The organism is Marinomonas sp. G8-14, assembly GCF_055808935.1.
The window spans coordinates 787,585-807,274 of the sequence record NZ_CM147891.1 but is presented as its reverse complement, the minus strand read 5'-3'; the positions used below and the strand labels follow the sequence as shown (position 1 = coordinate 807,274).

Genomic DNA, 19,690 nt, shown 5'->3' with positions numbered 1-19,690 from the left:
ATTTATAGCTTGCTTATTTGTTCTGGCGTATAGGTTTTCATTGTAACGGCATGAATGGCGCCACTGGATATAGCCTTTTGAAGGTGTGAGTATACAAGCTGCTGCCTCTTCACTGTTGACAGGCCCTCAAATTCACTTGTCACTACAACCACTTGGAAATTACAACCTTCCCCTTCTGCAACCACTTCACAGTTAGGAATAGAGGATTCTAAAAGTGCTTTAACTTCACCTGCGTTCACAGTCGCTCCAATAGATAAAGATACTTGATCGCACTATTCTACATGAGTACAGCCAACTACTTAACACCCAGATGCCTAACTCTGAATAAAAAACCACTTGTTTTCCAAGATTTTAATCCAGACTGACAATACCAGACAAAAAAACCAAAAAAATCCGAACTCATATAATGAATTCGGATCCTTAGAGAACAAAAAACAAACAACGATAATCGTTAAGACTTTTTCGCCAAAGAGTCACGCCAAGCAGAAATAGCCGCATCAATATCGTTTCTATTTTGTTCCATCATCACCGCAAACTGCTTGCGAAAAGTTAAACCAAAATTAATATTATTAATAACGACATTACTAAGCATCCATTTATTCGCCTTGGACTGCTCCATATAGAAACTAATATTCAACATACCACCAGCTTCCATTTGGAAATCCACATCGACTTTCGTTTCACGCCCTTGACCTTGAGGACCCAGTGGCAAAACATTGATACGATTTGCATCAAGCTCAAGAAGAGAGGCACCATACGTTTTCAATAAGGTATCTTTAGTGACAGTAGCAAAACGAACTCTTTGCTCAGCCGTCGCCCTGCGATAATACTTTCCCATTACTTTCTTTGAAAAATCATCAAAATCCACAACATCTTCAAGAATAGCGTTGACACGCTGCTCAAGCAGAGCGGGATTTGAAGCTAAAACAGTTTTTTCAGCGACAATATCCTTACGAAAAGCATCCACCACATTAATAACGGCATCCCTTGCACCATCCACATTAGACCAGACTAAACTTGAGACTCAGCATGGTAAAAGCAAGCAAAAAACTCATCAAAATTCTAGACATATCTTACTTCTCCGAGTCACCAGCTTTAAACAAAAACTGACTAATCAAGGTTTCCAAAACAAGTGCAGATTGCGTATCGTATATTTCACTGCCATTTTTCAGCATTTCATCGTCCGCACCAATCGATATCCCCAGATACTTCTCACCCAACAAACCGCTGGTTAATACTGCAATTGAACTATCCGTGGGAATATTATTAACATCAGAATGGATATTCATCGTCACCAACGCCATATACAAATCTTTATCAAACGTAATGGACTCAACACTGCCCACCGTTACACCGGATATAGATACTTTCGCTCGACTTGTTAAGCCAGCAATGTCATCAAATCTCGCAACCACTTGATAAGTGTCTTTCTTACTGGAAAAAGCCAAACCACTCACTTGCACTGCCAAATAGACAAGGGCAGCAACACCCAGCACAATAAAACACCCAACCAATAACTCAGCTCGCTTACTTCTCATCCTAAAAATCTCCAAACATAGCAGCGGTCAATACAAAATCTAACGCCAAAATAGCCAATGAACTTAGAACCACAGTACGAGTGGTCGCTTTACCAATCCCCTCAGAAGTAGGCACACATTCATACCCCTGATAAACTGCGATCCAAGTCACAACGACAGCAAAACACACCGCCTTAATCACACCATTCATGATATCAGTGTCAAAATGCACGGATTGCTGCATTGATGACCAAAACGCGCCATCATAAACACCTAACCAACCAACTGAAACCAACTGCCCACCCAGAATCCCAGAAGCAGAAAAAATCAAACTCAACAATGGCAAACAAATAACACCAGCAATAAATCGTGGCGCAATCACTCGCCGAAGCGGGTCAACTCCCATCATTTCATAACTGGATAACTGTTCAGTGGCTTTCATTAAGCCAATCTCAGCGGTCAAAGAGGAGCCAGCCCGACCAGCAAACAAAAGCGCTGTCACAACAGGTGAAAGCTCTCGTAATAGTGACAAGGCCAACAACTGCCCCACCGCCTCTTCAGAGCCAAATTTGGCTAAAATACTGTAACCTTGCAGTGACAGCACCATACCAATAAACGCCCCCGAAACAAGAATAATCACGAGGGACAACACACCAACTGAATAAAGTTGTTTCACAAGCAGATTAACGGACTCGCCAAACCGAACAGGTAAACGACAAACACTTTGCACCAAAAAATGCCAGCGCGTCCGACAGCTTCAAGCCAATTAAAAAGCCACGCCCCCAAAGAAATAATCGCTTTCACTGTACCGCTCCATCTTTATTAGACTTACTAGCAACAGATATAAGGCTGTCGTTCTCACCAATATCGTCAACATTATTATCTTCTGGATAATGAAATGGCACAGGCCCATCCGGCTCACCATTTAGAAACTGACGCACTTGAGGATCTTCAGAAGCACGAATTTCATCAGCGGAACCTTCGGCAATCACACGCCCACCAGCCAAAATACACACATGGTCAGCAATGGAAAGTGACTCTTTTACGTCATGTGAAACCAAAACAGAGGTAATCTTCGCGGAATCATTAAGCTGGCGAATTAACTTCACCAAGACCCCTTTGGATATTGGATCTTGTCCTGTAAATGGCTCATCATACATAACCAGCTCTGGATCTAATGCAATCGCTCTGGCCAATGCAACACGTCTAGCCATACCTCCCGACAATTCTGCCGGCATCATTTTCGCAGCGCCCCGAAGACCAACGCTGTGCAGCTTATCGGAAACAATAGCCGCAATCTCTTTCACGCTCAGCTTCGTATGCTCCTCCATGGGAAAAGCCACATTTTCAGCCACAGACATGTCGGTAAACAATGCACCACTCTGAAATAACATCCCCATTTTTTTACGCACTTTGTAAAGCTCAGAACGAGACAAAGCGTGTATATTTTGACCATCTACAAAAATAGTGCCTGTATTTGGTGCCAACTGTGCCGCAATCAAACGCAACAAGGTGGTTTTTCCCGTTCCACTGAGTCCCCATGACAGCTGTGATTTTTCCTTTAGGTATCGTAAGGGAGACGTTTTCATAAATTGCACGATCTCCCCTAAAAAACTCAGATCATTGACCCTTATATAAGCATCTACCACTGACACACCTTTATCACTGTAAAATATCGTCTGATACTATCACTGCACTCCAATAAATAAAATCATGGCGCCATCAAATGCACCTTGTTTGTTAGATCAAGTCTTGAATTCGAACGTCAAACCTCATTAAATGGTAACTCCTAAAATCTATGAGTAATTTCAATACCATGCTGCTATTCTCTGTTGCCCTCATCGCAGGACTCGTTTTATTAATCATGAGTTCGGATAAATTCATCGAACACTCTGCGTTAGTGGCCGAAAAATTGAATGTCAACCCCATGGTCATAGGGATCACACTTGTTGCATTTGGCACATCGGCACCAGAAATGGTCGTCTCAGCCATAGCAGCATTAGATAACGCTCCAGAAATCGCAGTCGGTAACGTACTAGGGTCAAACATCGCCAACATTGCATTGGTCTTTGGCATCACTCTTTTGTTCTCTGCCGTCCCTATAGCAAAAGGCCTCGCTAAGAAAGAAGTTCCCCTTGTACTAGCAATTACACTGCTTACAGGGGCTTTGCTTTATGATCAAACTCTCGATTTATGGGACGGTATCATTTTGCTGGCCGCCTTTGTTGTTATATTAACTATTTTGTTAAAGGGTAATAAAGATCTTGAAAGTGAACTGGCAGGCGAATTACCTGAAGACGATGGCGCACCTGTGGGAAAATCTCTCCTTATCGCACTAGTCGGGCTAGCCGTGCTCATTGGTAGCTCTAAGTTACTGGTGTGGGGAGCAATAGGAATTGCGACCGCTCTTGGTGTTAGTGAACTAGTCATTGGTCTCACCATCGTTGCTGTAGGCACGAGCCTACCTGAACTGGCAGCCTCTGTAAGCAGTGTTAGAAAAGGCCATCACGATATCGCCATTGGTAATATTATTGGCTCAAATATTTTCAACTTGGCCACAGTATTGCCATTGCCTGCGCTCATTGCACCAGGACTCGTAGACGCCAGCGTTATTAGCCGAGACTACCCTTGGGTTCTTGGTCTAACCGCCGCCCTTGCCATCGCTATCTTTGTCTTCAAAAAAAGCAAAAACAACAGTATTCCACGTTGGATAGGGTTACCCCTTGTCGCGTCATATGGTGTGTATTTGTTTATCATTAGCACAAACGGCTCGGTGTAATGTTTTTTTTGACAAAATTCATTTCGGCACGAAATCTCTTTTTAAGTGGAGCTGCGCTCATTTTGTTCGCTCTCACCTTCTGGTATGGGACGATGCCGACACAAAACCTGGTTGAAACAGACTCTCTGAGAAGCTCGCCTGATTATTTCATTACGGAAGTGAAAGTGAGAGAGTTTGACAATAAGGGCAATCTAATTGAAACCTTAGATGCCGAACAAACGCTTCATTACATAGCAAAGTCCAGGACGCTATTAGAAAAACCCAGCGTTGAACGTCAATCTGCGTCAGGCTCTTGGAGCGCAAAAGCAGATAAAGGGGTTATTGAAGATGGAAGTAATGATATTCTATTAACAGATAATGCTCGAGCTACCAAAAAATATCTTCAATCTGAAGACATAAAGCTTAGCGCAGACAATGTGCATTACCTAGACAAAGATCAATCATTAACCAGTTATGGGAATGCAACCCTGATCTCTTCTCAAGGCGACACTTCTGCTGGCAAAATTACTACTTACATCAATTCAGAAGAAGTCGTTATGACAGGATCGGTAAGAGGAAAATATGAAACAAATCGCTAATATTGGCTTATTGATCACCTCAGTCATGATAGCCCAACACGCTTACGCATTGCCTGACGACGTAAATAAACCCCTAGAAATCCAAGCTGACGAGGCTTCTTTTAACCAAACTACTGGTGAAGCTATTTACAAAGGTAACGTGTTTGTTAAACAAGGCACTATTGAAATTCAAGCGCAATATCTCAAAGTCTCGACCAACGTAAATACAAGAAAGTTCAGTAGTTTAGAAGCAATAGGCAAGCCGGCCAAATTCAGCCAACAAATTGACTGGAGTGGTAATATCGTCATCAGCAAAGGCGCTAAAATCCATTATTTGACCAGTGAATCAAAACTAGAGATCATCGGTGATGGTTACCTAAGCCGCATGCAAAACTCTATTACGGCGGATTACATTCTGTACATGATCAATGACGGCACGTTCAGTGCTGAGAAAAAAGATTCTGGGCGCGTCAATATGACTTTGCAACCACAAGCACCTGAGGCGAAGAAATAGATGGCATTACTAGAAGCAAAACACTTAGCAAAAAGCTATAAAAAACGGCAAGTAGTAAAGGATGTGTCTATTGCCGTCGAATCTGGTGAAGCAGTAGGCCTACTAGGGCCAAATGGTGCGGGAAAGACCACTTGCTTTTATATGATTGTTGGCATGGTAGCCAATGATGCAGGTGGTATTTTTATCGATGGTCAAGATATCACTCACGATGCTATGCACACACGTGCACAAAAAGGCATTGGCTACCTTCCACAAGAAGCCTCAATTTTCAGAAAAATGTCTGTGGAAGACAACATTCTGGCTATTTTAGAAACTCGCAAAGAGCTAAACAAAGCCCAACAATGGGAAAGACTTGAGGAACTATTAGAAGAATTCCATATCAATCATATACGCACCAATCTTGGCATGGCACTATCTGGTGGAGAAAGACGCCGAGTTGAGATAGCCAGAGCGCTTGCCATGAACCCCAAATTCATCCTCCTTGATGAACCGTTCGCAGGCGTCGATCCCATTTCAGTTGGCGACATTAAACTGATCATTAAACACCTTCAAGAAAGCGGAATTGGTGTATTAATCACCGATCACAACGTCAGAGAGACCTTAGATATTTGTGATAAAGCGTATATTGTTGGTAATGGTTATATCATCGCGTCAGGCGATGCCAACACTGTTATCAATAATGAGCAGGTAAAAAAGGTTTATTTAGGCGACGACTTCCGCCTGTAACCCCTTATCATTGCTGTAGAAAGGGAGTAGTATGCATAACTCGTTCCAATTCACTCAAACTGAAAGAGTTGCTCTATGAAGCAGTCTTTACAATTAAAGCTCGGTCAACAGCTGACCATGACACCGCAACTGCAACAGGCCATTCGCTTGCTGCAGCTTTCTACGTTGGATTTAAAACAAGAAATACACGAATTTCTTGAGTCTAATCCACTTCTTGAGGCTCGACGATGATGAGCAAATGCACATCGACATTCCGGCCAGCATTGAAGCAAAAAGTGCAACCGACCAAACAGTAGATCACAATAGTGAAGAAGCTCGCGTAGAGTCAGAATGGACTGAAAGCATCCCTGAAGAACTGTCAATCGACAGTAATTGGGATGACACCTACCAGAGTTCCGCTGCTGTTAGCGACCATAATAACTATGAAGGTGATGGCGACTTCGAAAGTCGCAATGCGCCTGCAGAAAGCATCCAAGATCATTTAATATGGCAATTAAACCTGACTCATATGTCTGATAGAGACATAGAGATTGCCTATGCCATCATTGAATGCGTGCAGCCTGATGGTTATTTAAGCATATCTCCAGATGAAATATGCGAATCACTGGCCGCTGAACTAGAAGATCTAGACATAGAAGAAGTCATTGCTGTGCAGCATAGATTGCAGCGCTTTGACCCTGTTGGTGTTTGCTCAATTGACTTGCGTGATTGTTTATTAGTGCAACTTGAGGCATTTAGTAACCACCCACTTTATAAAAGCACCCACAACATTATTGATCACTATTTACCCTTGTTAGGCAATCGAGACTTTGCACAACTAAGCCGTAAGACTAAGTTAAAAGATGAAGCCCTAAAAGAGGTTATCGATCTTATACAGCAACTCAACCCTCGCCCTGGCTCTGTCATAGATGCGGATGACACTGATTATGTTATTCCTGACGTATCGGTGAAAAAGCGTCATGACGTTTGGCAGGTAGAGTTGAATAATGAAGCGCTACCACCAATAAAAATCAACGAAACCTACTCGGCTATGGCAAGCACCGCTGCGACAGCAGAAGACGCAACTTACATTAAAACGTCGCTTCAAGAAGCTAAGTGGTTTATGAAAAGCCTGCAAAGCCGAAATGAGACGCTTCTTAAAGTAGCAAGCTGTATTGTCAGTCGACAAATCGATTTTTTTGAGCTCGGTGAGGAAGCCATGAAACCTATGGTTCTTCATGATGTTGCTGAAGAAGTAGGCATGCACGAATCCACAATATCAAGGGTGACAACGCAGAAATATATGCATACCCCTAAAGGCATTTTTGAGCCTCAAGTATTTTTTCTCAAGCCACGTAAACACAGCCGCGGGCGGGGAATGTTCTTCTACAGCCATACGAGCTATGATTAAAAAGCTAGTGGCAGACGAACCAGCCAAAAAACCACTGAGTGACAATAAACTAGCGGCTATTTTGGCCGAACAAGGCATCCAAGTCGCAAGACGGACTGTTGCCAAATACCGTGAGGCGATGAATATCCCTCCCTCCAATGAACGCAAACGACTGATCTAAACGGAAAACATTTTATCATGTCCTTGAAATCATTATTAAAAGCGGAACTCGTTCTCGCAAAACAAGATATTGTTAGTAAAAAGCGCGTCCTTGAAAGTATCGCTGAAGTCGCTTCAAATCGCTTACACTGCGATAACGAAGCGGTATATGACGCGCTGCTGGGCCGTGAAAAACTCGGTAGCACAGGAATAGGCAATGGCATTGCCATCCCTCATTGTCGACTAGAGTCAGCAAACCATACCGCCATCGTCGTTATGTCTCTAGACACACCTATCGACTTTGATTCTATAGATAAGAGAGCGGTGGATCTTATATTTGCCCTTATTGTTCCACCTCACGAGTGCGATCAACACCTTGCGACTTTAGCTCAAATCGCAGAGTTAGCTCAGTCACCAGAATCATTAGACAAACTACGCACAGCAAAAACTAATCAAGACCTATTCACTATCTTCGATTCATTAATATAGGAAAAGTACATGCAGGAAGAGTCCATTACCATTATCAATAAGCTTGGCCTGCATGCTCGTGCTGCAGGCAAGCTGATTGAAACGACTACTCGTTTCTCGTGTGATATCACCATAGAAAAAGATGGCCGAAATGTTGACGGAAAAAGCATTATGGCCATGATGATGCTAGCTGCAGGGAAAGGAACAGAAATTCGTATAAAAGCCAATGGTGAAGATGAAAGCGACGCCGTTAAAGCCATTGTTGAACTGATTAATAACCGCTTTGGTGAAGACGAGTAACACTCTTCTATGTCAGAACAAAATACGCTTAATCATCTGCAAACAGTAACCGAATCTCTCGAATCGGGTGAGACCATGCAGATTCGTTATTTGCTTAATGGCGCATTACCCGCACAAGATGTGGCAAGGCTATTAGAGTCCTCCCCACCAAAAGAACGTAAGCTTTTGTGGGAATTAGTCGAAGCAAAAAACGAAGGCGAAGTATTACAGTATCTAAGCGAAGATATTGGCATACAGTTCATGAAAAACATGGATACAGAGCGACTTATCGCAGTATCCGAGCATTTTGAAAGTGATGACCTTGCAGACTTACTGCAACACTTACCAGAAAAAATTGTAAAAGAAGTTCTCGCGTCCATGTCAATACAAGACAGGACGAGAGTCGAAGGATTATTAAGCTATTCGGAAGACTCTGCCGGTGGCTTAATGAATACGGACACAATCACTATCCGTCCCAATATAACCGTGGATATCGCTTTTCGATACTTACGCAGACACGCCTCCCTACCGGACATGACTGACAGCTTACTGGTTGTCAGTCGATCTGATCGATTGCTTGGCACCTTACCTTTGACCAAACTATTGGTCTCTGACCTCAATGCCACAATACGTGACATTATGGAAACAGAGTTTACTGTCATCGTAGCTGAAACGCCCGCCAGTGAAGTAGCACAACTGTTTGAAAAAATGGACCTAGTCTCAGCCCCTGTTATTGATAGCAATACCAAAAAACTTTTGGGGCGCATCACCATCGATGATGTTGTGGATGTCATTCGGGATGAAGCTGAGCACTCTATGCTAAGCATGGCAGGCCTTGATGACGATGAAGACACCTTCTCACCGATTATGAAAACCACAAAACGGCGAGCAGTCTGGCTAGGCATCAATCTCATCACTGCGTTTATTGCTTCTTACGTCATTGGGCTGTTTCAAGCCACGCTTGACCAAGTCGTTGCGCTAGCCATTCTAATGCCAATAGTCGCTAGCATGGGCGGTATTGCAGGCTCCCAGGTACTTACCTTGGTGATTCGCGGGATTGCCCTAAACCAAATTGGCGCAACAAATACGCGCTGGCTACTGAATAGAGAACTGATCGTAGGCCTACTCAACGGCTTACTGTGGTCTACCGTTATTGCCATCCTGACTGCGCTTTGGTTTGACAACATCAAGATTGCCTATATCATAGCGGGCGCTATCGTAATAAACCTGCTATTTGCAGCAGCCACTGGTACACTTCTGCCGATTTTGTTAAAAAGAATAGGCATAGATCCAGCCCTAGCTGGCAGCGTAATTTTGACTACCGTGACCGATGTGGTGGGATTTTTATCCTTCCTTGGTCTTGCTACTATTTTTCTAATATAGGTTCCCATGACAGACTTTGATCAATTTGAAAACGACGACGACATTCCTAAGAGCAAAACCCAGATCAAGCGTGAAATGGAAGCCCTGCAAGATCTTGGAAAAAAATTATTAGGCCTTAGCAAAAATCAGCTTAAAAAAGTGGAAATGTCTGACACATTACGCGAAGCCTTTGTCGAAGCAGGCAGAATAAAGCAACATGAGGCCATGAGAAGACACTTACAGTACATTGGTAAAATTATGCGCACGGAAGACCACGAAGCCATTGCGCACCGTGTAGCAATGTTCGACTCCACTTCTGCTGCTTACAATAAGCTGTTTCATCAGCTTGAAATTCGTAGAGATCTACTTATTGGGGAAAACAGCAAAGAAGCATTGTCAGAGTATTTAGAGGAAAACCCTCAAATTGAAGACATCCAATTACTAAGACAGTTAATCCGCCAGTCTCAAAAAGAAGTTTCGCAAGAAGGCAACACCTCAAACCGCAAAAAACTTTTCCGCTTCTTGCGAGAAACAGAAGAAAAACGCCTTGGTCTAAAAGAGTAAGGTCGCACAAAGATAGTAAAAAGCCCCAATATCCAGGCCTACAATGAAGGCTTGGAAAATGGGGCTTTTTACTTTAGCCAGTTATTTTAACTTAGATCAGCCTTCGATGAGAGAAACAAGGCATTTTTTGTCTACTTTCGCTAATCTGCTGTTTGTCTACAGCAAAAACAAAATAACCCGGCGCTTCACCCAAATTGGCTAAACACTCCCCCCAAGGGGAATACAGTGCACTGTTTCCATAAGTTTGTCGCGTCTCATTATGCCAACCACACTGCCCTACACCCAGAACATAACACTGATTCTCTATGGCCCTCGCAGCCAATAAAATACTCCAATGCGCCTTGCCAGTAACATAAGTAAATGCCGCTGGAACCAGCAATATCTCCGCACCCAATGTAACCAGCGCCCGATAAAGCTCAGGAAAGCGCAAATCGTAGCAGATACTCAAACCCACTTTGAAACCATCCACTTCAACCACTTTTAAAGCAAGCTCTCCGGAGCTCAATGACATCGGATTCTTTATAGGACGCCGCCTTATCATTGACTGTCACATCAAATAAATGAATCTTGTCATAACGTTCCAGTAAGCAACCGTCTGGACGAATCACCCAACAGGTTTGCCGGACTCGTCGATCACTCACTTTGTCACCATTTGGCCTTAGTAAGGATGGATGGGAACCAACAACAAGATAAATAGCATGCTTTATTGCCAGGCCACGCATCTCTTCAAATAATGCTGCTTGATCAGGTGATTCGGCTAAATCCCGCATTCCTTTACCATTAAACAAGAAAACATTTTCAGGCAGCACAACAAGACGAGCACCATCATTTACTGCTGCCGCCACTAGCTGCTTCACCTGATTCAAGTTGTCTTGCCAACAATTGGTACTGGTTAGCTGAATAGCAGCAACAGTTAAGGTAGTAGTCATTATTTTGCTTTTTTCTCTAGGGGGCGATAACGAATCGGAGTCATCACCGGATCATTAAAAGAGCCTTCTACCTTATATTGCACACTGGTCACCTTTGAAAGTTGGTCACCTATGAGTTTGTCCGTTATAAATAACAAACCCGCTAATTGTGGTGTCCCCCATAATAAACCAGCCAAAGGCAAGGTTCCGGATATCGGAAAAGTAGCCGTAAGCCTTTCGTTCAAGGTTTCATTAACAATATCAGCCTCTCCCTCTATAGATAATTCTGCCGTAGGTGAGACAATCGAGATCGGTGAAGTGGTTTTAAGAAGCCCTCTTTCTAAGGAAAGTGTTCCTTTAAACTGGTCATAAGTCAAACCAGGTTCATACACATCGGAAAAATCTAACAGCAGACGTCGACTTAACGCTCCAATATTAAAGATACCTAACGCTTTAAGAAACGCTGGCAACTCATCTACTTTACTGAAATTTCCATTCTCAGCCGAAAAAGCAATACGCCCAGAAACCGACTTACGATCAAAGTAGAAAGGATGACCATCCCAATTCAAACCAACATCAATACTGTATTTTTTCGAAGACACAATAGCCTCGTTGGAAAATTTTCTTGTCAATTCAGCCAAATCGGCACCATTCGCCGCAATGACTAATTCAACACGAGAATCTTTACCTTTGTCTTGCCATATCAGACTACCTTTGAAGTCACCTGTCTGCAATTGTGAGGAGATAGGATCAATACGTACAACATCTCCATTGCGAGAAATAGCCAACTGCCAATCACCATAAGGGCTTTCATTCAAATACAACTGATCAATCGACAGCATCATATTAGGAATTTGCTTTGCCGATATAGGTGCTCCCTTCGCTACCGAAGCATTAGAATCAGAAGTTGCCGTATTCCAACTTAAAAAACCAAAATGCAAATTAGGTGTCCCATTATCATCCAGCAAAGAAAAATTCATCTCGTCAGAGGCTCACAAAAAGTGACCTATTTGTCGCAACATCATAGGCAATCTTGAAGTTATGCCATGTGTTATTGTCGTCAACAATGACATCGTCCACAATCAAATCAACCCTACTCAACCACTTAGGAATCTCAGGGATATCAACCGTCTCGACAGACGGTGCTGATTCTGCTGACAAATCACTAAACAAAGACTGCCAATCTTTAACATAAAAGCGGTCAACACCACCAGACAACACTAGGCCTTTTGGGATCTGCGAGCTCAAAGCCTGATTTTGATTTGCATTTAACAGCACCTCCCCACCAACGAATTCATTACCGTTTTGCAACAACAGCCTTGCTTCTACTAAGGTAGAGTAATCAACATCAACAACCAAATCTTTTTCGTGCTGCATCACCTTAAGTTGCAAAGACTCAGCCTCCCCAATTTTTTTACCAATCGGTTCAGGCAAATCTATTTTTATACCCTGTAAATTACTGTTAATGGTTAAATCAACCTGCCCATCTTGAGATTTATTGACAGATAGCGCACCAGAGTAGGCGGCGTTGCCTGATACTTTGTTACTCAAGGCAACAGGCAATTTATGCCAAGCAGCGACTTTTTTAATATCCACATTGCCTGCTATATCACCATTAACTGCGAGTCCACCACTTGGCGTTGCTTCAGATGACAAGGAAAGATGCGACCTCCCCCTAACGCTTCTACATCAAATTCAGAACCCGTTACACCAAGATCGGAACTGTAATTCAAACGCCCTAATTTAACCCGTGTGGAAAGATCAATATCGCTAATAAGCAAAGGATTGTCCTTAAAATCCAAACTCAATTGCACCTTAGGATCAACTCCCTCTTTGAATGGAACAGCAATATCGAAACGTCCCGCCACATTCCCCTCTAACTGCCAATTCGAAAAAGGCTGTAATACAGAATCAGCCAGAGGAGTAGCCTTCAGCATCGCTAAAATCAATGGAGCGCTGTCACTGACCTCACCTTTAAGGTTTAACCAATCTGCAGAGCCCTTTGAGATAGGAACCGTCAATAACAAATTACTAATCGGCAAATCCAGCATATAACCCGATGCGACTTCGACGCTTACACCCGCCCCATCAAACTCAAAAAAGCCATTCACTTTGTTTGCTGTCGGCCAATTAGGATCAAATGTTACGCTAGCATCACTTACCGCCAACTGAACTCGAACATGAGGCACAGCCCCATCCGACAACTCACTTTGCACCAAAACATCTACAGTCTCTACTTTACCAGTATCTGTAAATGCTTCTTTTATCCAAGTCATCACATCTGGACTAAGCGCCGTTGGCGGAAGATAAGTTAAACGATCGGCAACAGACAAATTGCGACCATGCAAATCCAACGCTATCCAATCAGGCTCTGCTTCACGAATCTCTAATCTAAACCCTCCTTGAATATCCGCATTATTACGCTGAACCAGTAAGTCTCGACCACTTATCAAAAAAGCATCTGAAACTTTTTGCCAACTGACATAACCCGATAAAAAATCAGCAGACCAAGACTCCTCATACAGCGTATCAAAAGCGATATCACTGTTACGTCCACGAAAATCAATATAACCACTATCCTCAGACAAACTAAAAACAGCATTAATATTGCTTGCTTTAGGGATACCGTTATAACTTTGCACAGAGGCTGAACGCAAATTACTTAAAAATTGAAAAGCCAAATCATCGTTTTCACGCCACAAACGAACAGAACCATTCTGAGCCAATCCAGTAGGATTCAACCCCGCTAATATTTGAGCAGCATCCGATTTTTCAGGCAAAAAATACCTAGAAATCTGTTGCGCCAAAGCAATATCGACCTGGTTAAACGCTAGGTTTGACCGATCAGTCACAGAAGACCAATCGAAAGCCATATCGGTTGAAGGGTAAGATCGCCCATCTTGATCTACAACCAACATATTATGCGCATCCACACGAAGGCTAGGCTGCGTTAAAGAGTAATGAAGGCGAAGAGAAGGGGTGATTTTGTATTGCTGACCATCATCAAATGCGACGTTAAGCTGAACAGACTCCGCGCGGACCTCAAGCTCTTTACCAATCAGCACATCTAGCCAAACATCGCCCCCAAGCTCAACAGACGACAATGAATACGCCTCCGCTGGTAACATGTTTTGCAACGGCAATGTAACTTGAGGTGCTCGGAGAAAGGCCTTTACTCGGTAATTACCCAACAAACTACGAGTCTCATCGATACGCGCACTCATCTGAAATGGTGATAAATTGTCATCCAGATAAAAATTAGCGCTCAATAACGATTTAAAAGCTTGTTTAAAAAGATACACATGAGGAATTTTGACAGAATGCTCACCCAGCTGCTCACTAGTAATATGGAGTTTTGCATCGAAAACAGAAAAATTACGCTGCGCGGCAAGATAATCTAACACTCGCTCAACCCCAACATCATTTTGCATGTCACGAGATGGCATCGCACCATTTAAGCGCCACTGCCCCTCACTTTCTTGCAACAGAATAGAGGGACGCACAAATCGAATATAGGTAAACTGAGGACTCAAACTCAAAATGGTCTGGACAATGTCCAAGCGAACACGCATTTCATCTATCGTAATGGCAGGCTGCCCATTGACAAACAAATCAAAGCCACTCACAGAAACGGTCGGATCAATCCCCTCTAAACGCCCATCTATTTGCTCTAAAGAAACGGGGTACCCTGTGATTTGCTGAAGGTTACGCTCTATTTGAGGCCGATAATGATCTAAATAGGGAAGCAATCTCTCAACGCTAACAGCAAATACCGCAAGCAGGGCTATAAAAGCCACCCCACCCCAAAAAAACACCAAGATCAGTTTACGCAATAGCCAACGCATATTAAGACCTTTTACTGCTAACGCAGAACCACATCATATTGATCTTGTGTATAAATAGAGTCCACTTGAAAGCGAATTGTCTTGCCAATAAACGCCTCTAACTCTGCGACCGCCGCACTTTCTTCATCAAGAAAACGTTCGACAACAGGACTGGCCGCCAAGACCGTATAAGTTTGAGAATTATAAGCACGATCCGCCCTTAAAATCTCTCGAAACACTTCATAACACACTGTTTCTGGTGTTTTTACCAAACCACTACCACGACAAGAACGACAAGGCTCACAAAGCGTTTGCCCAAGACTTTCTCGTGTTCTCTTCCTTGTCATTTCCACCAAACCCAACTCAGAAACACCGGTAATTTTGGTTTTAGCGTGATCTGCATCCAATATTTTTTCAAGCATTCTAAGCACTTGACGTTTGTGCTCTTCATCTTCCATATCAATGAAATCGATAATAATAATGCCACCAAGATTTCTCAATCTCAGTTGTCGACCAATAGCGGTTGCTGCCTCAAGATTCGTCTTGTAGATAGTCTCCTCAAGATTCCGACTGCCCACAAAAGCGCCTGTATTTACATCAATGGTTGTCATTGATTCAGTTTGTTCAACCAATAAATACCCACCCGACTTCAATTGCACCTTTCTATCTAGCGCTTTTTGAATTTCATCTTCAACACTATACAGATCAAAAATCGGACGCTCACCCGGGTAATACTCTATACGATCTCGCAACTCAGGAATAAAGTCTTCAGCAAAGGAACGCAATTTGGCATAGTTTTCTTTGGAATCGATGCGAATTTTCTCTGTCGACAACCCCACCAAATCACGCATAGTACGCAAATGCAAAGGGAGATCTTCATAAATAATAGAAGGAGCTTTTGCATGCTGCATACGACGTTTCACAGACTGCCATAGTCGAGTGAGAAATTTAATATCAGCCAATATCTCCTCTTCACCTGCTCTTTCAGCCGCTGTTCGTAATATATAGCCGCTGTTTTCATCAGCATCGGTCAAGGCTTCAGAAACCAGTGACTTAAGACGCTCACGCTCAGCTTCATTTTCGATTCTTTGGCTTACACCCACATGAGATTGGTCTGGCATGTAAACGAGATAACGAGAAGGAATAGAAAGATGCGTTGTCAAACGCGCCCCTTTTGTACTAATCGGATCTTTCGTTACCTGCACCACTAATGATTGCCCTTCACGCAAGTAATCACCAATTTGATCACTTGGGTTAACAGCATCGCGATCTGCTACTTCTGAAACATGAATAAAAGCCGCACGTTCTAAACCTATGTCGACAAAAGCTGCCTGCATACCCGGAAGCACTCGAACCACTTTTCCTTGATAAATATTACCTACAATGCCTTTACGACTAGAGCGCTCAATGTAAACCTCTTGCAACACACCGTTCTCAACCAAGGCAACACGTATCTCCATCGGAGTCACATTTATGAGTACATCTTCACTCATGGGATAATCCCTCTAATGGATGAATTCCAAATTGAGCCAACATCAGTGCCGCCTCATACAAAGGCAAACCCACAATCGCCGAATATGAACCAGACATTGAACGAACAAAAACAGCACCTAATCCCTGAATGGCATAAGACCCCGCTTTGTCATGTGGCTCACCTGTTTTCCAATACTGTTCTATTTCAACATCGGAAATGTCACGAAACGATACATCATTTACAATGCACTTTGTTATGACATGGTCGAATCTAAGATCACTAAGACAAAGAGAAGTAATTACTTGGTGGGAACGACCAGAAAGCCGTCTAAGCATAGAATGTGAGTCGTCAAGAGAAGCCGGTTTACCTAAAATGTCCCCATCAATCACAACACTCGTATCGGATGACATAATAATAGCAGAGGAATCAGCATCCGGTTGCACTTTATATTTATTAATGGCTGCCTTGGCTTTCTCAACCGCCATACGAACGACATAATCTTTTGCTGCTTCTTGATGATGTGGTGTCTCATCAATATCGGCAGGCAGAACCTCAAATTCCTTCACCAAGAGACTAAGCAGCTCTTTCCTTCTCGGCGAAGCGGAAGCCAAAACAAGCATAAACTCTTCCTAAAAACAGCCTAACGGATAGCATAAATGCGTCGCACGCTACGCAAAATAATAAATGACCAAGGCCACAACAAACCAGTAATAACCGCTGGCATAAAAATCATCAAGGTGGGCTCTGCATACCCAAGATAATGATCAATCCAGAAATCCAGTAACTGATTAATACTGACCAACATACAGATAAAAAAACCTTGCTGCCAGCGGTGATACATTCTTAAACGCTTGTAAAAAACAGCACAGGTATAAGCAATGATGACATAAGTTAGGGAATGTTGACCTATTATGCCACCTTGCAATAAATCCACCATCAACCCTAAGAACCAAGCTAAACCGACTCCCACTCGAAATGGCAAAGCGATCACCCAATACAGTATGACCAGCAAAGCCCACTCTGGACGGAACCAAACAAATTGCTCAGGAAAAGGCACAGCTTCAAGCATTAAAGCGGTTAATAGCGTGATACAAAAAACAAAAATTGGCTTCATTCTCGCTCAGCCTCGGGTTTTTCAATCAGCATTACGTGGCGACTACGACCTAACTGAGCCAAAGGAACCACATCAACATCCGCATAAGCTTTTCCTTGGGTGTATTTTACACTTCGTACCACACCAACTGGGTAGCCACTAGGAAAACGCTTATCCAAACCCGACGTTGTCAAAATGTCGCCCTTTTTGATATCCACGGATCGAGGAACACTCATTAACTCCATACGCTTCAAATCCCCTGTTCCCCGCAAAATCCCCCTAAAACCAGTTCGAGATAATTGCACAGGAACAAAATGGCTCGCATCAGCAATCAGCAATACTCGACTACTGTATGCCGCCGTTTCAACGACCTGCCCAAGCACGCCAGTAGCATCTAAAACAGGCTGTCCCACATAAGCGCCAGAAGAAAAGCCTTTATCAATCATCAAGCGATGGCTGTAAGCATTCTGATCAAAACCAATCACTTCTGCCATGACGATTTTTTCATCAACACGTTGAGAGGCGTCCAATAATTCTCGCAATCGAACGTTTTCGGCCTGAAGCGAATCAAGACGTTGCTGACGACTACGCAATAACAATATTTCAGCTTGCAAAGACTGATTTTCCTTAACCAATCCTTCGCGGCTGGCAAGGTGCTCACCCGCCCAATTAAACATTTTTTGCGGCGTATTAACCACCACCTGAATCGGTGTTACAAGCAAGGTCAAATATGGCCTTACTTGCGAAAAAACAGAATAACGAACATCGGCGACAATCATTGCAGCAGACAAAAATACCAACACAAGAAAACGTGCACTGGATACCTTACCGCTAAAAAGAAGCGAATTGTTAATGGGACGCTCCTAACTTTTACTCGTTATCAACAGTAAACAATTCAGACGCATGCTTATCCATTAACTCTAAAGCCATACCACCACCACGAGCAACGCAAGTCAGTGGATCATCAGCAATAATAACAGGCAAACCTGTTTCTTCACTGATTAAGCGATCTATCTCACGCAACAAAGCGCCACCACCGGTAAGTACTAATCCCGTTTCGCCGATATCAGCAGCCAATTCTGGTGGAGATTGCTCAAGAACACCTTTAATAGCCTGAACAATTTGTGCCAGTGGCTCTTGTAATGCCTCTAGAATCTCTGTGCTACTGAGTACAAATGAACGAGGAATACCCTCAGCTAAATTACGACCACGCACATCGATCTGCAACTCTTCACCAGTATGGTAAGCCATACCAATCTCTGTCTTAATTCTTTCAGCCGTTGCATCACCGATTAAACTACCGTATTGACGACGAACGTAAGTCACAATCGCTTCATCAAAACGGTCACCACCAACACGAATAGATTCCGACGTCACGATACCGTTTAAAGATATGATCGCGATTTCTGTGGTACCGCCACCGATATCAATGACCATAGAACCAGACGCTTCAGCAACAGGAAGGCCGGCACCAATAGCCGCCGCCATTGGCTCTTCGATAATATACACTTCACGAGCACCTGCACCCAATGCTGATTCTTTGATCGCACGACGCTCAACTTGAGTCGACTTACATGGCACACAAACCAAAACGCGCGGACTCGGTTTTAGCCAGCTGTTCTCATGAACTTTCGCAATAAAGTACTGTAGCATTTTTTCAGTGACATGAAAGTCAGCAATAACGCCGTCTTTCATGGGTCGAATAGCCGTAATATTGCCTGGGGTACGACCCAACATACGCTTAGCATCTGTACCAACAGACGCCACTGTTTTCTGGTTTCCGTTGTGACGAATAGCGACAACAGATGGCTCATCAAGCACAATCCCGCGATCACGAACGTAAATAAGGGTATTTGCCGTTCCTAAGTCAATAGACAAATCACTTGAAAACATTCCCCTGATTTTCTTAAACATGAATTCTTACACCCTGATAATACGAAACGAACAGCGTCAAAATGTAACAATCACGGGACCATTGGGCAAGTTGATTCCGCGTAAATGTTGAAAAAGTTCCCCAGTATTTCGTTGTTTCCTAAAATTTTTTTGATAAATGAAAAATAAGCTAGATTTTTCACACTGTTAGCTTTATAGCCTTAC

General features: G+C 43.1%; 22 protein-coding genes and 2 pseudogenes. 9 read left to right on the top strand and 15 right to left on the bottom strand.

The window, feature by feature from the left end; all coding sequences use genetic code 11:
• Nucleotides 1-2 precede the first annotated feature (2 nt).
• The 5 genes and pseudogenes from AC0L6V_RS04055 to AC0L6V_RS04035 all read right to left on the bottom strand — a co-directional run bounded on the left by AC0L6V_RS04055 (nt 3) and on the right by AC0L6V_RS04035 (nt 3,106).
• Nucleotides 3-239 (bottom strand): BolA family protein, encoded by a 237-nt coding sequence (locus AC0L6V_RS04055; RefSeq protein WP_111606030.1) that lies wholly within the window; start codon nt 237-239, stop codon nt 3-5.
• A 212-nt stretch (nt 240-451) separates the two neighbouring features.
• Nucleotides 452-970 carry an MlaC/ttg2D family ABC transporter substrate-binding protein gene (locus tag AC0L6V_RS04050; RefSeq protein WP_265217567.1) on the bottom strand — a complete coding sequence of 173 codons (519 nt, stop codon included), beginning with the start codon at nt 968-970 and terminating at the stop codon, nt 452-454.
• Between the two features lie 103 nt (nt 971-1,073).
• Nucleotides 1,074-1,538 (bottom strand): outer membrane lipid asymmetry maintenance protein MlaD, encoded by a 465-nt coding sequence (mlaD, locus tag AC0L6V_RS04045; protein ID WP_111606032.1) that lies wholly within the window; start codon nt 1,536-1,538, stop codon nt 1,074-1,076.
• A 1-nt stretch (nt 1,539) separates the two neighbouring features.
• Nucleotides 1,540-2,321: pseudogene (mlaE, locus tag AC0L6V_RS04040) on the bottom strand (lipid asymmetry maintenance ABC transporter permease subunit MlaE).
• Nucleotides 2,318-3,106 carry an ABC transporter ATP-binding protein gene (locus tag AC0L6V_RS04035; RefSeq protein ID WP_418138783.1) on the bottom strand — a complete coding sequence of 263 codons (789 nt, stop codon included), beginning with the start codon at nt 3,104-3,106 and terminating at the stop codon, nt 2,318-2,320. Before AC0L6V_RS04035 ends, mlaE begins: the two are co-directional and overlap by 4 nt.
• Nucleotides 3,107-3,315: 209 nt before the next feature.
• Here AC0L6V_RS04035 and AC0L6V_RS04030 point away from each other — a divergent pair, with 209 nt between their 5' ends.
• The 9 genes and pseudogenes from AC0L6V_RS04030 to yjgA all read left to right on the top strand — a co-directional run bounded on the left by AC0L6V_RS04030 (nt 3,316) and on the right by yjgA (nt 10,294).
• Complete coding sequence (locus AC0L6V_RS04030; protein ID WP_265217565.1) at nt 3,316-4,296, top strand: calcium/sodium antiporter; 981 nt, start codon at nt 3,316-3,318, stop codon at nt 4,294-4,296.
• A gap of 92 nt (nt 4,297-4,388) precedes the next feature.
• Nucleotides 4,389-4,874 carry an LPS export ABC transporter periplasmic protein LptC gene (gene lptC / locus AC0L6V_RS04025; RefSeq protein ID WP_265217563.1) on the top strand — a complete coding sequence of 162 codons (486 nt, stop codon included), beginning with the start codon at nt 4,389-4,391 and terminating at the stop codon, nt 4,872-4,874.
• Entirely contained in the window at nt 4,858-5,367 is a 510-nt protein-coding gene (gene lptA / locus AC0L6V_RS04020; protein WP_265217562.1) for a lipopolysaccharide transport periplasmic protein LptA, read from the top strand. The genes lptC and lptA overlap by 17 nt, the downstream gene beginning before the upstream one ends.
• A complete protein-coding gene (gene lptB / locus AC0L6V_RS04015; protein ID WP_265217561.1) occupies nt 5,368-6,093 on the top strand; it encodes an LPS export ABC transporter ATP-binding protein in 726 nt (241 codons plus the stop codon).
• 75 nt (nt 6,094-6,168) lie between these two features.
• Nucleotides 6,169-7,643 (top strand): annotated as a pseudogene (locus tag AC0L6V_RS04010) (RNA polymerase factor sigma-54).
• A gap of 17 nt (nt 7,644-7,660) precedes the next feature.
• Nucleotides 7,661-8,110, top strand: a complete 450-nt coding sequence (gene ptsN, locus AC0L6V_RS04005) for a PTS IIA-like nitrogen regulatory protein PtsN (RefSeq protein ID WP_265217560.1) — start codon at nt 7,661-7,663, stop codon at nt 8,108-8,110.
• Nucleotides 8,111-8,119: 9 nt separating this feature from the next.
• Entirely contained in the window at nt 8,120-8,389 is a 270-nt protein-coding gene (locus tag AC0L6V_RS04000; RefSeq protein ID WP_265217559.1) for an HPr family phosphocarrier protein, read from the top strand.
• 9 nt (nt 8,390-8,398) lie between these two features.
• Nucleotides 8,399-9,751, top strand: coding sequence for a magnesium transporter (mgtE, locus tag AC0L6V_RS03995; protein ID WP_265217558.1), 1,353 nt, complete (start codon nt 8,399-8,401; stop codon nt 9,749-9,751).
• A gap of 6 nt (nt 9,752-9,757) precedes the next feature.
• Nucleotides 9,758-10,294: a ribosome biogenesis factor YjgA gene (gene yjgA, locus AC0L6V_RS03990; protein ID WP_265217557.1), complete on the top strand. Its 537-nt coding sequence runs from the start codon at nt 9,758-9,760 to the stop codon at nt 10,292-10,294.
• 91 nt (nt 10,295-10,385) lie between these two features.
• On the opposite strand, the gene AC0L6V_RS03985 is transcribed toward yjgA, so the two are convergent.
• The 10 genes from AC0L6V_RS03985 to AC0L6V_RS03940 form a co-directional block, all read right to left on the bottom strand.
• Nucleotides 10,386-10,805, bottom strand: a complete 420-nt coding sequence (locus AC0L6V_RS03985) for a nitrilase-related carbon-nitrogen hydrolase (protein ID WP_418138782.1) — start codon at nt 10,803-10,805, stop codon at nt 10,386-10,388.
• Nucleotides 10,765-11,223 (bottom strand): nitrilase-related carbon-nitrogen hydrolase, encoded by a 459-nt coding sequence (locus AC0L6V_RS03980; protein WP_418138781.1) that lies wholly within the window; start codon nt 11,221-11,223, stop codon nt 10,765-10,767. Before AC0L6V_RS03980 ends, AC0L6V_RS03985 begins: the two co-directional genes overlap by 41 nt.
• The gene (locus tag AC0L6V_RS03975) at nt 11,223-12,182 is read right to left on the bottom strand and encodes a YhdP family protein (protein WP_418138780.1); all 960 of its coding nucleotides are present in this window, start codon (nt 12,180-12,182) and stop codon (nt 11,223-11,225) included. Before AC0L6V_RS03975 ends, AC0L6V_RS03980 begins: the two co-directional genes overlap by 1 nt.
• A 4-nt stretch (nt 12,183-12,186) precedes the next feature.
• On the bottom strand, nt 12,187-12,858 hold the full coding sequence (locus tag AC0L6V_RS03970; protein WP_265217554.1) for a YhdP family protein: 672 nt from the start codon (nt 12,856-12,858) through the stop codon (nt 12,187-12,189).
• A complete protein-coding gene (locus AC0L6V_RS03965; protein ID WP_418138779.1) occupies nt 12,807-15,047 on the bottom strand; it encodes a YhdP family phospholipid transporter in 2,241 nt (746 codons plus the stop codon). Before AC0L6V_RS03965 ends, AC0L6V_RS03970 begins: the two co-directional genes overlap by 52 nt.
• A gap of 17 nt (nt 15,048-15,064) precedes the next feature.
• Entirely contained in the window at nt 15,065-16,519 is a 1,455-nt protein-coding gene (rng, locus tag AC0L6V_RS03960; protein ID WP_265217551.1) for a ribonuclease G, read from the bottom strand.
• The gene (locus tag AC0L6V_RS03955) at nt 16,512-17,120 is read right to left on the bottom strand and encodes a Maf family protein (protein ID WP_265217549.1); all 609 of its coding nucleotides are present in this window, start codon (nt 17,118-17,120) and stop codon (nt 16,512-16,514) included. The genes rng and AC0L6V_RS03955 overlap by 8 nt, the downstream gene beginning before the upstream one ends.
• 20 nt (nt 17,121-17,140) lie before the next feature.
• Entirely contained in the window at nt 17,141-17,614 is a 474-nt protein-coding gene (mreD, locus tag AC0L6V_RS03950) for a rod shape-determining protein MreD (protein WP_111638994.1), read from the bottom strand.
• Nucleotides 17,611-18,396: a rod shape-determining protein MreC gene (gene mreC, locus AC0L6V_RS03945; protein ID WP_265217547.1), complete on the bottom strand. Its 786-nt coding sequence runs from the start codon at nt 18,394-18,396 to the stop codon at nt 17,611-17,613. Before mreC ends, mreD begins: the two co-directional genes overlap by 4 nt.
• Nucleotides 18,397-18,463: 67 nt before the next feature.
• Nucleotides 18,464-19,507: a rod shape-determining protein gene (locus AC0L6V_RS03940; protein ID WP_111606050.1), complete on the bottom strand. Its 1,044-nt coding sequence runs from the start codon at nt 19,505-19,507 to the stop codon at nt 18,464-18,466.
• Nucleotides 19,508-19,690: the final 183 nt, after the last annotated feature.